General features: G+C 57.6%; 16 protein-coding genes and 1 tRNA gene. 13 read left to right on the top strand and 4 right to left on the bottom strand.

What is annotated here, in order from left to right:
* The first annotated feature begins 31 nt into the window (after positions 1 to 31).
* Genes gspD through gspM form a run of 10 tightly spaced genes read left to right on the top strand, consistent with a single transcriptional unit; the run spans position 32 to position 9,044 of the window.
* Entirely contained in the window at positions 32 to 1,846 is a 1,815-nt protein-coding gene (gene gspD / locus ACUXVH_RS30405) for a type II secretion system secretin GspD (RefSeq protein ID WP_227454120.1), read from the top strand.
* Positions 1,843 to 3,336 carry a type II secretion system ATPase GspE gene (gene gspE, locus ACUXVH_RS30400; RefSeq protein WP_065363299.1) on the top strand — a complete coding sequence of 498 codons (1,494 nt, stop codon included), beginning with the start codon at positions 1,843 to 1,845 and terminating at the stop codon, positions 3,334 to 3,336. Before gspD ends, gspE begins: the two co-directional genes overlap by 4 nt.
* Before the next feature lie 2 nt (positions 3,337 to 3,338).
* Positions 3,339 to 4,556 (top strand): type II secretion system inner membrane protein GspF, encoded by a 1,218-nt coding sequence (gspF, locus tag ACUXVH_RS30395; RefSeq protein ID WP_065363298.1) that lies wholly within the window; start codon positions 3,339 to 3,341, stop codon positions 4,554 to 4,556.
* A gap of 17 nt (positions 4,557 to 4,573) precedes the next feature.
* Positions 4,574 to 5,008, top strand: a complete 435-nt coding sequence (gene gspG / locus ACUXVH_RS30390) for a type II secretion system major pseudopilin GspG (RefSeq protein WP_072450556.1) — start codon at positions 4,574 to 4,576, stop codon at positions 5,006 to 5,008.
* A gap of 3 nt (positions 5,009 to 5,011) precedes the next feature.
* Positions 5,012 to 5,506 (top strand): type II secretion system minor pseudopilin GspH, encoded by a 495-nt coding sequence (gene gspH / locus ACUXVH_RS30385; protein WP_065363297.1) that lies wholly within the window; start codon positions 5,012 to 5,014, stop codon positions 5,504 to 5,506.
* Complete coding sequence (gene gspI, locus ACUXVH_RS30380) at positions 5,481 to 5,876, top strand: type II secretion system minor pseudopilin GspI (protein ID WP_065363296.1); 396 nt, start codon at positions 5,481 to 5,483, stop codon at positions 5,874 to 5,876. The genes gspH and gspI overlap by 26 nt, the downstream gene beginning before the upstream one ends.
* Positions 5,873 to 6,517 (top strand): type II secretion system minor pseudopilin GspJ, encoded by a 645-nt coding sequence (gspJ, locus tag ACUXVH_RS30375; RefSeq protein ID WP_065363295.1) that lies wholly within the window; start codon positions 5,873 to 5,875, stop codon positions 6,515 to 6,517. The genes gspI and gspJ overlap by 4 nt, the downstream gene beginning before the upstream one ends.
* On the top strand, positions 6,510 to 7,394 hold the full coding sequence (gene gspK / locus ACUXVH_RS30370; protein ID WP_065363294.1) for a type II secretion system minor pseudopilin GspK: 885 nt from the start codon (positions 6,510 to 6,512) through the stop codon (positions 7,392 to 7,394). Before gspJ ends, gspK begins: the two co-directional genes overlap by 8 nt.
* A gap of 6 nt (positions 7,395 to 7,400) precedes the next feature.
* Positions 7,401 to 8,540 (top strand): type II secretion system protein GspL, encoded by a 1,140-nt coding sequence (gspL, locus tag ACUXVH_RS30365; RefSeq protein ID WP_065363293.1) that lies wholly within the window; start codon positions 7,401 to 7,403, stop codon positions 8,538 to 8,540.
* A 3-nt stretch (positions 8,541 to 8,543) separates the two neighbouring features.
* A complete protein-coding gene (gene gspM / locus ACUXVH_RS30360) occupies positions 8,544 to 9,044 on the top strand; it encodes a type II secretion system protein GspM (protein WP_065363292.1) in 501 nt (166 codons plus the stop codon).
* Positions 9,045 to 9,122: 78 nt separating this feature from the next.
* On the opposite strand, the gene ACUXVH_RS30355 is transcribed toward gspM, so the two are convergent.
* The gene (locus ACUXVH_RS30355) at positions 9,123 to 9,794 is read right to left on the bottom strand and encodes a Bax inhibitor-1/YccA family protein (RefSeq protein ID WP_011062013.1); all 672 of its coding nucleotides are present in this window, start codon (positions 9,792 to 9,794) and stop codon (positions 9,123 to 9,125) included.
* Positions 9,795 to 9,917: 123 nt separating this feature from the next.
* On the opposite strand from ACUXVH_RS30355, the gene ACUXVH_RS30350 reads away from it, so the two are divergent.
* Positions 9,918 to 10,005, top strand: a tRNA-Ser gene (locus ACUXVH_RS30350).
* Between the two features lie 449 nt (positions 10,006 to 10,454).
* Entirely contained in the window at positions 10,455 to 11,555 is a 1,101-nt protein-coding gene (locus tag ACUXVH_RS30345; RefSeq protein WP_123397336.1) for a DUF3800 domain-containing protein, read from the top strand.
* Positions 11,556 to 11,858: 303 nt separating this feature from the next.
* Here ACUXVH_RS30345 and ACUXVH_RS30340 read toward each other — a convergent pair whose 3' ends face one another.
* The 3 genes from ACUXVH_RS30340 to ACUXVH_RS30330 all read right to left on the bottom strand — a co-directional run bounded on the left by ACUXVH_RS30340 (position 11,859) and on the right by ACUXVH_RS30330 (position 15,650).
* Positions 11,859 to 13,580: an AAA family ATPase gene (locus ACUXVH_RS30340; RefSeq protein WP_185043275.1), complete on the bottom strand. Its 1,722-nt coding sequence runs from the start codon at positions 13,578 to 13,580 to the stop codon at positions 11,859 to 11,861.
* A gap of 374 nt (positions 13,581 to 13,954) precedes the next feature.
* Positions 13,955 to 15,232: a translesion error-prone DNA polymerase V subunit UmuC gene (gene umuC, locus ACUXVH_RS30335; protein WP_123397334.1), complete on the bottom strand. Its 1,278-nt coding sequence runs from the start codon at positions 15,230 to 15,232 to the stop codon at positions 13,955 to 13,957.
* Positions 15,225 to 15,650 carry a LexA family protein gene (locus ACUXVH_RS30330; protein ID WP_093403622.1) on the bottom strand — a complete coding sequence of 142 codons (426 nt, stop codon included), beginning with the start codon at positions 15,648 to 15,650 and terminating at the stop codon, positions 15,225 to 15,227. Before ACUXVH_RS30330 ends, umuC begins: the two co-directional genes overlap by 8 nt.
* Positions 15,651 to 15,831: 181 nt before the next feature.
* Between ACUXVH_RS30330 and ACUXVH_RS30325 the strand changes: the two genes are divergently transcribed.
* On the top strand, positions 15,832 to 16,521 hold the full coding sequence (locus ACUXVH_RS30325) for an SOS response-associated peptidase family protein (protein ID WP_093403625.1): 690 nt from the start codon (positions 15,832 to 15,834) through the stop codon (positions 16,519 to 16,521).
* The last annotated feature ends 336 nt before the right edge of the window (positions 16,522 to 16,857 follow it).

Here is a 16,857-nt window from a genome sequence, read left to right as displayed (position 1 = left end):
ACCTCCCCAGGGACAACAGTGGACCTTGAACATGAAGGACGCAGAACTACGCGACCTGATCAACGAGGTCGGGCAGATCACCGGCAAGACCATGATCCTCGACCCGCGCCTGAACGGTAAGGTCACGGTCCAGTCCACCACCGCCATGGACCAGAAAGGCATTTACTCGCTGTTTCTCACCGCCTTGCGCAGCCAGGGCTACGTGGCCATGGACCAGGGCGACCGGGTACTGATCCTGCCGGTAGCCGAGGCCAAGACCAAAGCCTATGCCCAACCCGACGAGGGCAGCGAAGAGTTCATCACCGAAGTCATCGAACTGCACAGCGTCAACGCCAGCGAAGTGGTCTCCGCCGTCCGCCCTCTGGTCGCCTCCGACGCCTACATGGCAGCTTCCACCACATCCAACTCATTGATCGTTTCCGACAGCGCCAACAACGTGCAACGCGTGCGCCAGGTGATCGGAGAACTGGATAACGCCGGCGGGCGCCAGTTCAACATTCTCCAGCTCAAGCATGCCTGGGCCAACGACGTGGCCAAGACCTTGAGCGAAAGCCTGACCGATAACAGCAGTGGCCAGAGCAGCGCCAAGGCTATCGGCGATTCGCGCAGCAACCGCCTGATCCTGGTCGGCCCGGCACCGATTCGCCAACAGATGCAGCGCCTGGCCCTGAGCCTCGACGTGCCGAACAATGTCGGCGAGAACGCCCGAGTGCGACGCCTCAATCACAGCGATGCGAAGAAGCTCGAAGAACTGCTCAGCGGGATCGGCAAGCGCCTGGAAGCGGGAAGCCGCGGTGGCGACAATCAGAGACAGGAAAGCCCGGTGCTGGTGAGCGCCGACGAAAGCCAGAATGCCCTGGTGCTGATGGCCTCACCGGCACAACTGGCGACCTTCGAAAGCATCATCGACGAACTCGACCAGCCCCGCGCCCAGGTGCTGGTGGAAGCGGCCATCGTCGAAGTCAGTGGCGACATCAACCAGGCCCTCGGCGTGCAGTGGGCCGCAGGCCGGGGCAAATGGGGCGCCGTCAGCAACTTCAACAGCGCCGGCATGACTATCGGCACCCTGCTGGGCAACCTGGAGAGCGGCAAGAGCCCGACCCTCCCGGACGGAGCCGTGATAGGCATCGGCAGTAGCAACTTCGGCGCGCTGATCACCGCCCTGTCCAGCGACTCCAACAACAACCTGCTGTCCACCCCGAGCCTGCTGACCCTGGACAATGAGCAGGCGGAAATTCTCGTCGGCCAGAACGTGCCATTCCAGACCGGCTCCTACACCACCGACACCGCAGGGGCCAGCAACCCCTTCACCACCGTCGAGCGCAAGGACGTGGGGATCACCCTCAAGGTCACTCCGCATATCAATGAAGGCAACTTTCTGCGCCTTAAAGTCGAACAGGAAAGCTCCGAGCTGGCCGCGGCACCACCCGGCATCAGCACCAGCGATGTGATCACCAACAAGCGCTCGGTCAAGAGCACCATCCTGGCCAACGACGGGCAGATCATCGTGCTTGGCGGCCTGATCAAGGACAACATCAAGGTCCAGGTGAGCAAGGTGCCGTTGCTCGGTGATATCCCTTGGCTCGGCAAGCTGTTCAGCAGCAGCAAGGAGGTCAACGAGAAGACCAACCTGATGGTGTTCCTGCGTCCGACCCTGCTGCGCAATACGGCCAATGCCGACAAGCTGAGCACCCAGAAGTACAACAACCTGCGCTCCCTGCGCACCCTGGATGGCAAGACCCGCGGCCAGCTTCCGCACAATCCGCATCAGTTGTTCGATGCCAACAGTGACGGCGACCAGGGCCTGATCGACATGCGTACCCAAGGGATTGCACCGCAGCCATGATCAGTCCCAACCCAAGCCCGCGCCTGGCGTTCGCCTATGCCCGCCGTCACGGCGTGGTCCTGGAGCACCAGGCCCAGGGCCCGGTGCTCTATTGCCGCGCCAATACCCCCTGGTCGGTGATCGCCGAGGTCCGCCGCTTCAACGGTGCGCCACTGCGCAGCGAAATCCTCGATGAACAGGCCTTCGCCCAGCGCATGGCTGCCCACTACCGCGACGGCCAGGACGGTGCCAAGCAGGTGGCCGATGGCCTGGGCGAACAGTTCGATGAAGAGTTCGACCTCTCCAGCCTCGCCGAGCAGTTGCCGAAAACCACCGACCTGATGGAGCAGGAAGACGACGCCCCGATCATTCGCCTGATCAACGCGATCCTCAGCGAAGCGGTCAAAAGCAAGGCCTCCGACGTGCACCTGGAGGCGTTCGAGGAACACCTTTCGGTACGCCTGCGGGTCGACGGCCTGCTGCGCGAAGTGCTGCGCCCGCGGCGTGAACTGGCGACCCTGCTGGTGTCACGGATCAAGGTCATGGCCAAGCTCGACATCGCCGAGAAACGCATCCCCCAGGACGGTCGCATTGCCTTGCGCATCGCCGGGCATGAAGTGGATGTCCGGGTCTCGACCCTGCCTTCCAGCCACGGCGAGCGGGTAGTGATGCGCCTGCTCGACAAACAGGCCGGGCGCCTGGACCTGGCGCACCTGGGCATGAACCCGGCGGTACGCCAGCGCCTGGAAACCGCCCTGCACAAACCCCACGGCATCCTCCTGGTGACCGGCCCCACCGGCTCCGGCAAGACCACCACGCTGTACGCCGGGCTGGCCAGCCTCAACAGCCTGGAGCGCAACATCCTGACCATCGAGGACCCGGTGGAGTACCACCTCACCGGTATTGGCCAGACCCAGGTCAACGCCAAGGTCGACATGACTTTCGCCCGTGGCTTGCGGGCCATCCTGCGCCAGGACCCGGACGTGGTGATGGTGGGTGAAATCCGCGACCGCGAGACCGCGGAAATCGCCGTGCAAGCCTCCCTCACCGGGCACCTGGTGCTCTCGACCCTGCACACCAACAGCGCCATCGGTGCTGTGACCCGCCTGGTGGACATGGGCATCGAGCCGTTCCTGCTTTGCACGTCGCTGCTGGGCGTACTGGCCCAGCGCCTGGTACGTCTTTTGTGTCCCGAATGCAAGGAGCCCCATGACGCCGATCCCGCCGCCTGCGAACGGTTGGGCGTGGGCCCGGATAGCGCGCCACAACTGTACCGGCCAGTGGGTTGCCCGAACTGCCAGCACTCGGGCTATCGCGGCCGCCGCGGGATCTACGAGCTGGTGCTGTTCGACGACGTCCTACGCCAGTTGATCCACACCGGCGCCGGAGAACATGAATTGGTCAGCCACGCCCGGCAACACAGCCCAAGCCTGTTCGACGATGGCCAGGTCATGGTGCTACAGGGGCTCACCAGCCTTGAAGAGTTGCTGCGGGTTACCCAGAGGGACTGAAGATGGCCGCCTACGAATACCTGGCCATGTGCGCCGCCGGCAAGAAATCCAGCGGTGTACTGGAGGCCGACAGCCCGCGCCAGGCCCGCCAAATGCTGCGCGAACGCCAGCTGATCGCTCTGAAAATCACCACCAGCCAGGGCCATCGCAGCACCGTCCTGGGCGAGGTCAAGACGGCTGGCGGCGGCCTCAGCAGCGCCGAGCTGGCCCTGCTGACCCGGCAACTGGCAACCCTGGTGCAAGCCTCGCTGCCCCTGGAGGAAGTGCTCGCTGCCGTGGCCGCACAGTGCGAAAAGCAGCGAGTAAAAAGCATGCTGCTGGCGCTTCGTGCTCGGGTCCTCGAAGGCTACAGCCTGGCCGTGGCCTTGGCCGCCTACCCCAAGGCCTTTCCCGACCTGTACCGGGCCACGGTGGCCGCCGGCGAACATTCAGGGCACCTGGACCAGGTGCTGATGAACCTCGCCGACTACACCGAAGCCAGCCAGGCCGCACGCCAGCAGATCCATCTGGCCATGCTCTATCCAAGCATTCTCATGGTGGCAGCCATCAGCATCGTCGGCTTCCTCCTGGGCTTCGTGGTGCCGGACGTGATCAAGGTATTCATCGACAGTGGCCAGGAGCTGCCGTTGCTGACCCGCGGGCTGATCGCCACCAGCGGCTTCCTGCGGGACTTCGGCCTGCTGCTGTTGATCCTGATCGGCGCCGCAGTGACGGCCCTGCGCATGCTCCTGAAACAGCCGGCCAACCGTGAACGCTGGCATGCGCTGGTGCTGCGCCTGCCAATCATTGGCGGGCTGGTCAGGGCCAGCAACTGCACGCGCTTCGTCAGCACCCTGGCGATTCTCGGGCGCAGTGGCGTGCCGCTGCTGGACGCTCTGGCGATCGCCAGTGAGGTCGTTGCCAATCAGAAAATTCGTACCGGTCTGAAAGACATCGTCCGTGGCGTACGCGAAGGTATCAGCCTGACTCGAGCGCTTGAGCTCAACGGCAGTTTCCCTCCGATGATGCTGTACATGATCGCCAGCGGTGAACGCTCCGGTGAGCTGGACAGCATGCTCGAACGCGCGTCCAAGCAGCAGGAAGCACAGCTGGCCAACCGCATCGCCCTGCTGGTGGGCCTGTTCGAGCCGGCCATGCTGGTGTTCATGGGCGCGTCCGTGCTGGTCATCGTCCTGGCGATCCTGATGCCGATCCTCAGCTTGAACCAACTGATCACCTGAATGTGGAATCCCCCAACGTGCACACACGAAACAAGCAACGCGGTTTTACCCTGATCGAAATCATGGTGGTGGTAGTCATTCTCGGTGTTCTCGCCGCCCTGGTAGTACCGCAGATCATGAGCCGCCCCGATCAGGCCAAGGCCACCGCCGCCCAGAGCGACATCCATGCCATTGCCATGGCCCTGGACATCTATCGCCTCGACAACCACCAGTACCCCAGCAGCCAGCAAGGCCTTCAGGCGCTGGTGAGCAAGCCCAGTGGCAGCCCGGCGGCCCGCAACTGGAACCCCGACGGTTACCTCAAGCGCCTGCCGGTCGATCCCTGGGGTAATGGCTACCAGTACCGGGTGCCCGGCACCAAGGGTGGCGCCTACGACCTGTTTTCCTTTGGCGCCGACGGCAAGCTCGGCGGCGAAGGCGTGAACAGCGATATTGGCAACTGGGAACAATAGACCGTGCAGCGCCACCGTACCCGGGGCTTCACCCTGCTTGAACTGCTGGTGGTGATTCTGCTGATCGCCCTGACCGCCGGCCTGGTCGGCATCGTACGCCCGGACTCCGGTGGCCGCCAGGCGCACCAGGAAGCACAGCGCCTACTGGGCCTGTTGCAGCTGCTGCGCCAGGAAGCGCTGCTCAACTACAGCGACTACGGCGTGCGAATCGAGCCCGACGGCTACTGGGTGCTGCGCCTGGACCAGCAGGGTCGCTGGATCGAGGACAGGGATTTGCGCACGCATGCACTACCCGCCAAATTGCGCCTGCGCCTGGACGTACCCGAGGCCGGCGCGGCCCTGGGTACCAGTGACAGCCGCACTGGCCTGCCGCAATTGCTGGTGCTTTCCAGCGATGAAACCAGCGCCTTCACCTTGTGGTTCGAATACCGCGACCAGGCACTGCTGAGCCTTTCCAGCGATGGCATACAGGATGCGCAAATTGAAACCCGGAACTGAACAGGGCTTTACCCTGCTGGAGGTCATGGTCGCTCTGGCGATCTTTGCCACCCTGTCGATCGCCCTGTTCAGTGCGGTGCAGCATGTGGCCATGAACAGCGCAAACCTCACCGAGCGCACCCAGGCGCTGTGGATCGCCGACAACCGCATGAATGAACTGCGCATCGGCCTGCGAGAGCCGCAGAGCCAACGCAGTGCGGAACAGATCGAGTTCGGCGGCCGCCTCTGGTGGCTGTTCAGTGATATCCAGAGCGCACCCGACAGCCGTCTGCTCAAGGTCCAGTTGCGCGTCTCCGTCGAAACCACCCAGCAACGCGCACGCCAGTACAGCCGTGCACAACTGCTTGGCTACATCGAGGCCCGGCCATGAACCAGCGCGGTTTCACTTTGCTCGAAGTGATCGTGGCCATGGCCATTTTCAGCCTGTTGGGCCTGGCCACCTATCAGATGCTCGACAGGGTGCTGCGCAGCGATCAGCGCATTGGCCTGCATGAGCAGCAATTGCGTCAACTGCAACGGGCCATGAGTGTGCTGGAGCGTGACCTGGTGCAAGCCCGTCGACACCCGCTGGCGGACGACCCCAGCCAAAGCCAGGCACTGATCAGCCAGCCTGACGGCATTCGCCTGGTACGCGGTGGCTGGCGCAACCCGCTGGAGTACCCGCGCAGCAACCTGCTACAAGTCAGCCACCGTTGGGAAGGCGGCAGCTGGGTACGCGACACCCTGTCCCTGTCCCAACCCCTGGCCGCCCCCGGGGCGGCACAGCCTCCACCCGCCCCCATCAGCCAGAACCAGCAACTGCTGGCTGGCGTGGAGCTGACTCGCCTGCGCTTTATCGATGCCCGCGGCCAGGCCCACGAACACTGGCCGGCAGGGACCGAGAGCCTGAGCCTGCCGGCGGCCCTGGAAATCGAACTGGATGCCCCCGGCTACCCTCAGGTACGCCGGCTGATACTGCTGCCCGGCGGCCTCGATGCCCAGGAACCCGACGAGGCCGCTCTGCATGAATAACCTGGCCCGGCAACGAGGCGTGGCCCTGCTCAGCGTATTGCTGATCACCGCCCTGGTGACCATGGTGGTAAGCAATATGCTCGCCCGCCAGCGGCTCAACCTGCACGCCAGCAGCAACCTGATAGAACAACAGCAGCTCTGGCAACTGGCGCTGAGCGGTGAAGCCTGGGCCCGTCAACAATTGCTCGAAGACACTCGCAGCAAGGACGGCCTGCTGGTGACCCACCTGGGGCAGCACTGGGCGCAACCGGCGCCAGCGTTCAAGATCGGCGATGGACGCATTCATGTCCAACTGCAAGACCTCGGTGCCCGGCTCAACCTCAACAGCCTGCGCCAGCGCAGCGATCTGAACCTGCGGGCCCGCTACCAGCGCCTGCTGGCCTTGGAAGGCATCCGGGCCCACGATCCGGCACTCCTGGTCGGCCAGAACAACCGTGATGGCCTACCGCTGCCCTTTAGCGACCTCAGTGAACTGCGCCAACTGCCCGGGGTGGACAGCCAGACCCTGCAACAGCTTGAGCCGCTAGTGGGGGTATTCGGCAACAGCCCGATCAACGTCAACACCACCCGCGCCGAGGTCCTGGCCAGTGTTGAAGGCATCGACCTACCCACGGCTCGCATTCTGGTCAGTTCCCGTCCGGAAGGTGGCTATCCCGATATCACCCGTTTTCTTTCCAACCCGGTGCTCCAGGGCCGGGACATCAAACCTCAGGGGCTAGGCGTCAGCAGTCGGCAGTTCCGCGCCACCATCGATGTCGAACAGGGCCGGCAACGCCTGCGCCTGGTGAGCGACCTGCGAGTCATGGATAGGGAAAAGGTCCGGGTGCAGCAGCGCACGCTGATGCCCACTCCTCCTGAACAACCGAAGACCGAGTAGACCGACATGAGGCAGTGGCTTTATCTATCTCCCCGTGCCACCGGCAACATGCCTTGGCAATGCTTCTGGTGGCAGGCCGGTGGCCAGTTGCACCAGGGCGACCTGCAGCAGGCTGCGGCCGCGCTGGGCAACCAGCCCCTGAGCCTGCTGCTTCCCATGGAAATGGCCAGCCACCATCAGGTCAGCGTGCCCGCCCGCAGTGGACGCTGGCTGCGCCAGGCATTGCACAGCGCGCTGGAAGAACAACTGATCGATGAACTGGACAACCTGCACTTGGCCCACGGGCCACTCAAGGACAAACGCCATTGCGCGGTGTTGGCGGTCAATCGTCAGCACCTGAACCAGTGCCTTGGACAACTGGCCGAACTGGGGTTGCAGCCTTCGCATATTCATGTCGACGCCGATTGCCTGCCCCCAGACCAGCCCCGGGCCCTAACCTGGGACGGTCGCTGGCTGCTGGGAGGCAGCGCGCCGATGCGCCTGGCCCTGTACCCGTGCGAACTGGCGGACCTGGCCCCCCTGCTTCCGGCAGTCTTGCACTGGCAGGGGCCGCAACCACCGGGCCTGGAAAGTTTCGACCAGCATCACTGGCAGGCCGATGAACGTCCCTGGGAATGCTTGAGCCAGGGCGCGCAGCAGGCCATCGACCTGCGCCAGGGCGAATTCCTGCAGCGCCCCCGGCAAACGGCCCCCTGGCGCCTGGCCCTGCTCCTAGTGGTGGTGGCCGCAGGCTCCCACTTGCTGCAGAGCATGGGCCATCGCTGGTACCTGGAGCAGCAGAGCGAGCAGGTCCAGGCGCAGAACCAGGCGTTGTGGCAGGCCCATTCGGGTACTGAGGAGCCTGTGACCGACCTCGCCGCCCAGGTACACGCCAAGCAACAGCAAAAGGTCGAGAAAAGCTCCGGTAGCGCCCACAAACTGTCACTGCTGGCCGAGCAATGGAGCGCCAGTTACGGCGCCCTGGCCCAGGTACAGCGCCTCGATTACCAAAGCGGCGAAGGCTGGAACCTGCAGATCAGTGCACCAGCGTTCTCCGATCTTCAACAGCTGCGCGAAGGCCTGATTGCCCAGGGCCTGGATGCCAGTACCGACTCTTCCGTCCGCGATGCCCGAGGGGTCAGCGCACGGTTGCAGATCAAGGAGTGAGGCATGAGCCTGCCGTTACTGAAAAAACCACTGTCCGCCCTGCTCCACCCACCCCTGGGGCACTGGCATCGCCTGGCGAAACGCGAACAGCGAGCCCTTAAAGGGCTGACCCTATTCAGTGCCCTGACCGGCGCCTACCTTTTGCTCTGGCAGCCACAACAACAAGCCCTGCAGCTTGCCGAACAACGCTTTATCGAGGCCACACAATTGCAGCGCCTGATACTCCAACTGCATGCTGGCAAACCTGCCAGCCCCGTCACGGCAATCTCGGCCGAAGCCCTGCCCGGCATGCTGGCCCGTTCCAGCAGCCAGGCCGGCATCAGCCTGGAGCGCATGGACAACGAAGCGCCCGGTCGGGTCAGCCTGGCCCTGGAAGGCCCGCTCACCGGGGTGATCGCTTGGGTTGATGAGCTTGAACAGAAACAGGTGGACGTGCTGGCGTTTTCCATCGAGGTCAACAAAGACGCCGTCGCCACCGCGCGAATGCAGGTACAGGCACGTTGAAAAACTGAACGTCCCAAGGAGCCCAGGACAAAAAAAGCCCGCCGAAGCGGGCTTTTTTCAATGGCTCAGCACCTGTGATCAGTCATCGCGACCCATGATGCCGAACAGTTGCAGCAGGCTGACGAACAGGTTGTAGATCGATACATACAGGCTGATGGTGGCCATGATGTAGTTACGTTCGCCGCCGTGGATGATGGCGCTGGTCTGGAACAGGATGCACACCGAGGAGAACAGCACGAAGCCGGCGCTGATCGCCAGTTGCAGGCCGCTGATCTGGAAGAACAGGCTGGCCAGCACGGCGCCCATCAGGACGAAGAAACCGGCGGTGATGAAGCCGCCGAGGAAGCTCATGTCCTTGCGGGTGATCAGCACATAGGCCGACAGACCGCCGAATACCAGTGCCGTCATGGCAAAGGCCGAGCTGACCACTTCGGCGCCGCCCTGCATGCCCAGGTAGCGGTTGAGAATCGGACCGAGCAAAAAGCCCATGAAACCGGTCAAGGCGAAAGCCGACACCAGGCCCCAGGCCGAGTCACGGAGTTTGTTGGTGAGGAAGAACAGACCGTAGAAGCCGATCAGCACCACGAAGATGTTCGGATAACCGACACGCATCTGCTGTGCCACATAGGCCATCACCCCACTGAACGCGAGGGTCAGGGCCAGCAGGCCGTAAGTGTTGCGCAGGACGCGGCTAACCTCTAGCTGCTCGGCCTGCACGCCGTTGTTAACTGCGTAATCCTGTTCGCGCATGGCGACACTCCTGTTGGGGGAAACATTTAGTGGCATGGATGATAACAGAGGCTCTGTAACTCGCGACGCAGAGAGTTTGACAGTGTGTTTCATTCGGGTATTATGGCGCCCGCAATGCGATCTGGAGGTGTGGCCGAGTGGTTTAAGGCAGCGGTCTTGAAAACCGCCGACTGTAACAGGTCCTAGAGTTCGAATCTCTACGCCTCCGCCAAATCTCAACGAGAAAGCCCTGATTTTTCAGGGCTTTTTTTGTTTCTGCTGCTCACGGTCGCTTACCGTCACCAACTGACCGTTTCCGCATCATTTCTTTACTTTCCGCAACTACCCCCCCCTACGGCACCTTGCCGACAGAGCGCCAGAACCTATGGTCCGACCGGGGTGCTGGCTTGGATTTTGCTAACTTCAGAATGGCCGATTCTGGCCACACACCACGGCCGGCGGCCAGTGGCCGGAACTAGTTGCTGTACCGCTCCGATGATGGATTGGACGTAGCCCTCCTCCAACGCACCAACCAGCTTGGCTAACCCACCGTAGTCTTGCAAGGTGTCTAGAGAGCTTGGGGCGATTCATACTGATTCGATTCACCATTCAATAGCAGTTGACGCAACCTCTTTCTCGTCGTATTGCTGGCAGTTAGCCATGGAAAGAGGGAGTTTCAGGATGAACAAACAAGTCGAGTTTGAAGGTGACGAAGAGCAGGAAGATGCGAATCTAGCCACGAAAGCACGGAATGAAGCCGAGAAAACCCGCATACTATCTGCAATCGCAGGTAATAGTCCTACCCGGGCAATAGATAGGGTCGCTTGGATTCTGAACCACTACCCACAAGCACGAGACTCCGACGTCAAATGCCAGCTTCTATACTGGAAAACCTTCCAACAAGACTTGTATAGCGGGGGCGACATTTCAATTGACAATTATCCCAAGCTGGAACGTCTTCCTTCCATTGCCCGTGCTCGTGCCTTCATCCAAAACACTCATGGATTATTCATTGCATCTCCTGAGGTCAGACGCACTCGCGGCAAGCTTGAGGACGAAGAAAAACAAAGGATCCTTGATGCTAGGCCAGCCCATCCCGTGTATTGCATCTATGCAGATGAAAGCGGTAAAACAAGTAAATTCCTTCTAGTTGGGAGCCTATGGGTTCTACGCAGCTATGACACGATGAAAATCACTCGCGCAGTTAATCAAAGAAAGGATGAATTAAAATTTAAAGGTGAAATGCACTTCAAAGACATAAACAATGGAAACCTTGAAACCTATCTTGAACTGCTTGGAGCCATCGTAAAAAACTCCGAAGCCGTTTCCTTCAAGGGCTTAGCTGTCGAGCGCCGCGGGCTCAAAAACATTGACGACACTCTGGACAAGTTATTTTATCACATGACCATTCAGGGCATCCAAGAGGAAAACAAGTCAGGCCGGGCCGTTCTACCTAGAAACTTACAATTCCGAAAAGACTCAGAGGAAGCATCCAAGGATAAGCTCTCCATAATGGAGATTGAGCTTCAACTGAGAAATGCCGCAAAAAATCTCTTCAATGACAACGTATATATAGATATCGTTGAATCCGAAGACTCTTCGATATCGCCTCTCATGCAGATCGCAGACTTATTCGTAAGCTCCATTTCGCGAGTTCTGAATAAGGAAGAAGGAAAAACTGGACCGAAAGACATCTTTGCTAAAAAGTTTTTGGAGTCGTTTGGGGTTAACACATCAAACACTGATCTAGATATTTTTGGTGATTGTGTTAGGTTTTCTTGAGTTAGATTCGGTTTTACGACGACGCTCTCGCCATACGCCGATTGTGCTCGGGTATTAACGCAAAAAAGCCCTACACCCCCGAATAACAAGGGCTGTAGGGCTTTTTCTTAAGAGCATGATATCGCGCCGTTTGGCATTGAATGGTATTGATTGGCGTACATATTGCCCCATTTTTGCCCCACTACCACGCCTCGCTAGCCAATAACTACTTCGGGAAATGCACACCAGGTCAGGGCAGGCAGCTTTCGGCCAGAAGCGGACGGTCAACCAGTAAATAAATCTGCCCCCTTTTCTGCAGTCCTGTCAGTGCGCTAGTGCAGCATTTAGGATGTGTTGTAGTGACAGTCCTATGTTGTTTTCGTTGTCATGAATGTTAAAAATAATTGAAGCGTCTTTTTTTTGCTGCGCGAGTTTTTCTTTGAGTTTTTTAGAGAAGTCTTTTCCTAGCACTCTGCCAAGACCTCCCTCTCCTAGAGGTATTTCCTGTTTCGCTGTAGCTGCCTTTGTTGCGTCATCTCTTTTTTGATAGATGCGCCTGTCTTCTGCTATATCTTGACGCTTGCCTACGAATTTGTCTTCAAAGCCGATAGCGTTCTCTTTGAATATTTCTTCGTATAGTCGGTTTACTTCTTCTATTTCAATTTCGTAAATTCTTGCAATGCGCTCAGGGTTAAGAAATAGAGATTCAATATCTGTATCATCAGTAATCCATAAGGTTACATTAGCATGCTCATATTTCTTATTTAATTCGGCCCTCTCTTTTGGGGTCATAAAATCCCCGTCGCGGTGTAATACTATGTGAGGCATGCATGTCATGTTTAATAGTGATTCACAAGCACTCAGCGTTGGCAGCGATTTACTCCCGGATACCGGCCAGACAGATACTGCTCTCTCAAGTTGCGGCCATTGCTTTAGTATGGATTTTAGCTCTGCGGGCTTTCCATCTTCTGTTATTAGTATTATTTTTTTGTCAAGGATTCCCCAGCCCATACGCTGCCGTATATTGTCGCCGTCTTCCTCGTGCACTACGCCTTCGTTCATCCAAACTATCTGCGCACTTATTGGCATCGCTCTAACAACGTTTGGGCTGTGAGTGGTTAACACAACCGACATTCCATATTCATTGACAACTTCGGCAAGTGCTAGAATTAAATTTTCTTGCCTATCCGGATGGAGGTGGGCATCTGGTTCATCAATTAGTAGCAGTTGTGGCCGGTATAGTATGATGTAGGCGAATATTTGAATGCATTGTAAAACGCCCGTTCCAGCCATCTCTAAAGGCGTCCAGTAATCCTCTGCCATTGAAGATGTTTGGATTTTTGCATTTATCTCTGAGTGCCTTATTTCGTCAAACTCTACCTTTATTTTTATAGCTCCTAGAACCTTTGAGCAAAGCTCGGATAGTTTTTCAATGGAAACATCGTCGCGTGGGTCATCTTTGATTAGCAAGAGAATGTTTCTTAAAACGGTGTTGGCATCTCCGCTTGCGGCCTGTTTTAAAATTGGAAGTCGGGAGCGTTTTTCCTCGGCTAGAGGTACACCGGCTAGGCCAGGTATGTAGCTTGAAAAAGGACGGTTCTGATCGGAGAGTATTGTATAAAAGTCAGCATTAATAGAGTCGTTACTGAGGTCAACCTTGACAGCTTCGTTATTCCCTTGGCTGATTTTAACTATGGACTCAAGATTTTCTTGTTGACCATCGTTTGTGGAGTGACTGAATGTGACCTTGACTGATACCTCCGGATTTTCTCCTCTGCCTTGTCTGAGTTCTTGGTTGTTCCCAACTGTGCGTATTTGTATTGTTGGGTTGAAATCAAAATCGTGAGCAGAGATGCTTCGTGATTGGTTTCTAACTACCTTAGGGTTTGCTACGCATCTACAGGCCCAATGTATTGCCTGTAATGCAGATGACTTTCCTGAACTGTTTTGCCCGACGAGTACGGTTAACCCTGTTGATAATGGGATTGTTGCTTCTTTTATTGCTTTGAAGTTTTCAATTTTTACAGCGTATAGCTTTATGGGCATTTTATTCTGTTCCATAGAATGGATTTATTTTAACGTTCTTATTCAGGGCCTATTTCTTGTCGTCGGGCCTAGCAGCTTTTGGGTAATCGCTACCCCACGCTCTAGCTGGTCAAGTCTCGATCGTTCCCAGTGCGACATATTCCACCCAGATCAGTCGTCGTTCCTGTGCTTGATATTGCTTCCCAGCCCTCTTGGTCGGCTTGGTCGTCATCGTCGATGATCATCCGCGAGTTCTGCATCGTCGACGTAAACTCGCTATCGAGCGGATGATCGCAGAACCCTCAGGGGCAGGCCAAGATATTGATGCGGGCAGCAGGTGACTGCTTCTGGCCGTTTGCTACCGGTGATGAATTGCAGCTTATTCCAGAGTACCCTCAGTTGCAGGACACCTTCCAAAGCTGATCGAGCTTCGTCGTGTAGCTCTGGCTCATCATCTCCCGCCGCATTCCCCAATCGGGTTTGGTAGGGACACTGGCGGCCCGGAGTGTCCCCCTCCCCCAACGGCTGTTGATCTGGTCCAGAACCTTCATCACCTTGTCGGTTTCCGATGGTTGCGCCATGGCGAAGAGATCGCCTGTGTACTCGCCTGGCTGGCACAGGTTCAACAACATGACCTCGGCCTTGCTGTATTTGAAACCCGGCCTGAAGACGCGGTCCAGCGCTTCCACAGCCATTTTCGTCATGAGCCTGACGTCATTGGTTGGATACGGCAATTCTACCAGGACACCGTTTGCATACTTAGCTTCCTCGGGGTTAAACATGCCCGTGCGAATGCTGACGCGGATTTTCTTACACAATGAGTTCTGAGCCCGTAGCTTTTCCGAGGCTCTCATCATGTAAGTGGCAACCGCCTCCTTGATAGGAGCCAACTCAGTTAGCCGCTTCCCAAACATCCGGCTACAGCAGATCTCCTGTTTCGGCGGATCTGGCTCGTCCAGTTCCAGGCACGGTGTGCCCGCCAACTCCCGGGCCGTCTTCTCGATCACGACACTGAAATTTTTGCGCAACGTCCACGGATCGGCCTTGGCCAGGTCCATAGCAGACTTGATTCCCATCCCGTCCAGATGCGCCTTCATCCGCCGGCCGATACCCCACACCTCGGCGACATCAGTGTTTCGCAACACCCAATCTCGCTTCACCTGATCGGTAATATCTACAACGCCCCCAGTGTGCGCTTGTAGACGCTTGGCAGTGTGGTTGGCCAACTTGGCGAGCGTCTTTGTAGGTGCGATCCCTACACCAACCGGAATGCCTGTACAGCGCAGCACCTGGGCCCGGATCTGGCGGCCGAACTGGTCAAGGCTATTGATTCCCGTGAGATCTGCGAAGGCTTCATCGATGCTGTACACCTCGACTACCGGTACCATCGATTCGATCAGCGACATCACCCGCTCGCTCATGTCGCCGTAGAGGGCATAGTTCGAAGAAAACGCAACAATGCCGTGCTGCTTAAGTTTGTGCTTGATCTGAAAGTAAGGCTCGCCCATTTTTACGTGGGGCTTCGCGTCATAGCTGCGAGCGATCACACACCCGTCATTGTTTGATAGAACAACGATAGGAACCCTGGCCAGGTCAGGACGAAAGACACGCTCACAACTTGCATAGAAGCTATTACAGTCGATCAGCGCGAAGACAGGCGCGGCCTTAGACATGACTACGCACGCTACCAATGATCACGCCCCAGATCGACAGCTCGTCCCCCTCCAGGATGTAACGTGGTGGGTACTTGGCGTTCTCAGAAAGCAGGACTACATCCTTTCCCCGGATAGATAGCCGCTTGCAGACCGGGTCATTGTTCAGGAGGGCCACCACGATGTGGCCATGCGCCGGCTCAATTGAGCGATCAACGACGGCCAGATCTCCATCGAAGATCCCCGCCCCCTGCATGCTCTCCCCGGTGATCGACACCAGGTAAACGTGTGGCGCACGAATGTTCAGGACTTCATCGAGAGAAATATGGGCTTCGATGTGATCTGCCGCCGGTGATGGAAACCCGGCGGGCACATGAAAGAGGCAGAGAGGCAGCTTTAAGCCGCCCTCCGCAATGGGGCCTTCGATTGTGAAGCTCATGACGCACGACTTCCAGAACTGTACGAACGTACAGTTAAATAGACCAATTGGTTACCGTCAATTGCGCCTCAGTACATTCTGACAGGCGGAATCCCGCCAGCCGATCCTAGGCCACTCCAGGATGTCTACAGTTAAGAAACCAGCTGAGTGAAAGCCATGCAATCGGCATTGGGAGGCACAGATGTGTGGACGATTTGTACAGTACGAGGGGATGGCGATTTTCATCGAGGAGCTGAGTCCGCAGCGCGAGCTTTTTAGCGGCTACGACGCGCAACCTATCAATCGATTCAACGTAGCCCCATCGACCCGAGTACAGATACTGCATGGGGCACAGGATGGGCTGCACATTGACGCGGTGCGCTGGGGATGGGCGCCCTTCTGGGCGCTTGGGAAACAGCCAGCCCCCATCAATGCCCGAGTAGAAACGGTGACGACAGGGAAGTTCTTCAAGCAGCTTTGGCCAAGTGGGCGAGCGATTGTGCCCAGTGAAGGATGGTTCGAATGGGTGAAAGACCAGGCCGATCCGAAGAAGAAGCAACCCTACTTCATCAGGCTGAAAAGCCAACGACCTATGTTTTTTGCAGCGCTGGCCCAGGTGCACCCAGACATAGAACCGCATGAGGACGATGGCTTCGTGATCATCACCGCCGCTAGCGACCAGGGAATGATCGATATCCATGATCGCCGGCCCCTGGTGCTTTCTCCCGAGCATGCCAACGAATGGCTGGACCCTGAGCTACCTTCTGAGCGGGCCGAGGAGATAGCGCTAAAGATGTGCCGACCGACGGAAGACTTTGAGTGGTATCGGGTTGGTGCTGAGGTGGGGAACGTCAAAAATCAAGGTCCTGAGCTGGTGCAGCCAAGGCTGTGACTTCGTAGTTTGCTAGTTTGCTAACCTGCTAGATTGTCAGCCTCTCAGTTCTTGCGTCTGTTACTTTTTTAAGCCTGCTAGTTTGTTAGCCTGCTAGTTTGTTAGCCTGTTAGTTTGTTAGCCTGTTAGTTTGTTAGCCTGTTAGTTTGTTAGTTTGTTAGTTTGTTAGTTTGTTAGCCTGTTAGCCTGTTAGCCTGTTAGCCTGTTAGTTTGTTAGCCTGTTAGTTTGTTAGCCTGTTAGCCTGTTAGCCTGTTACTTTGTTAGCCTGTTACTTTGTTAGCCTGTTACTTTGTTAGCCTGTTACTTTGTTAGCCTGTTACTTTGTTAGCCTGTTA

Source organism: Pseudomonas sp. 8(2025), assembly GCF_052665325.1.
This window is presented reverse-complemented; position numbering and strand designations above follow the sequence as displayed.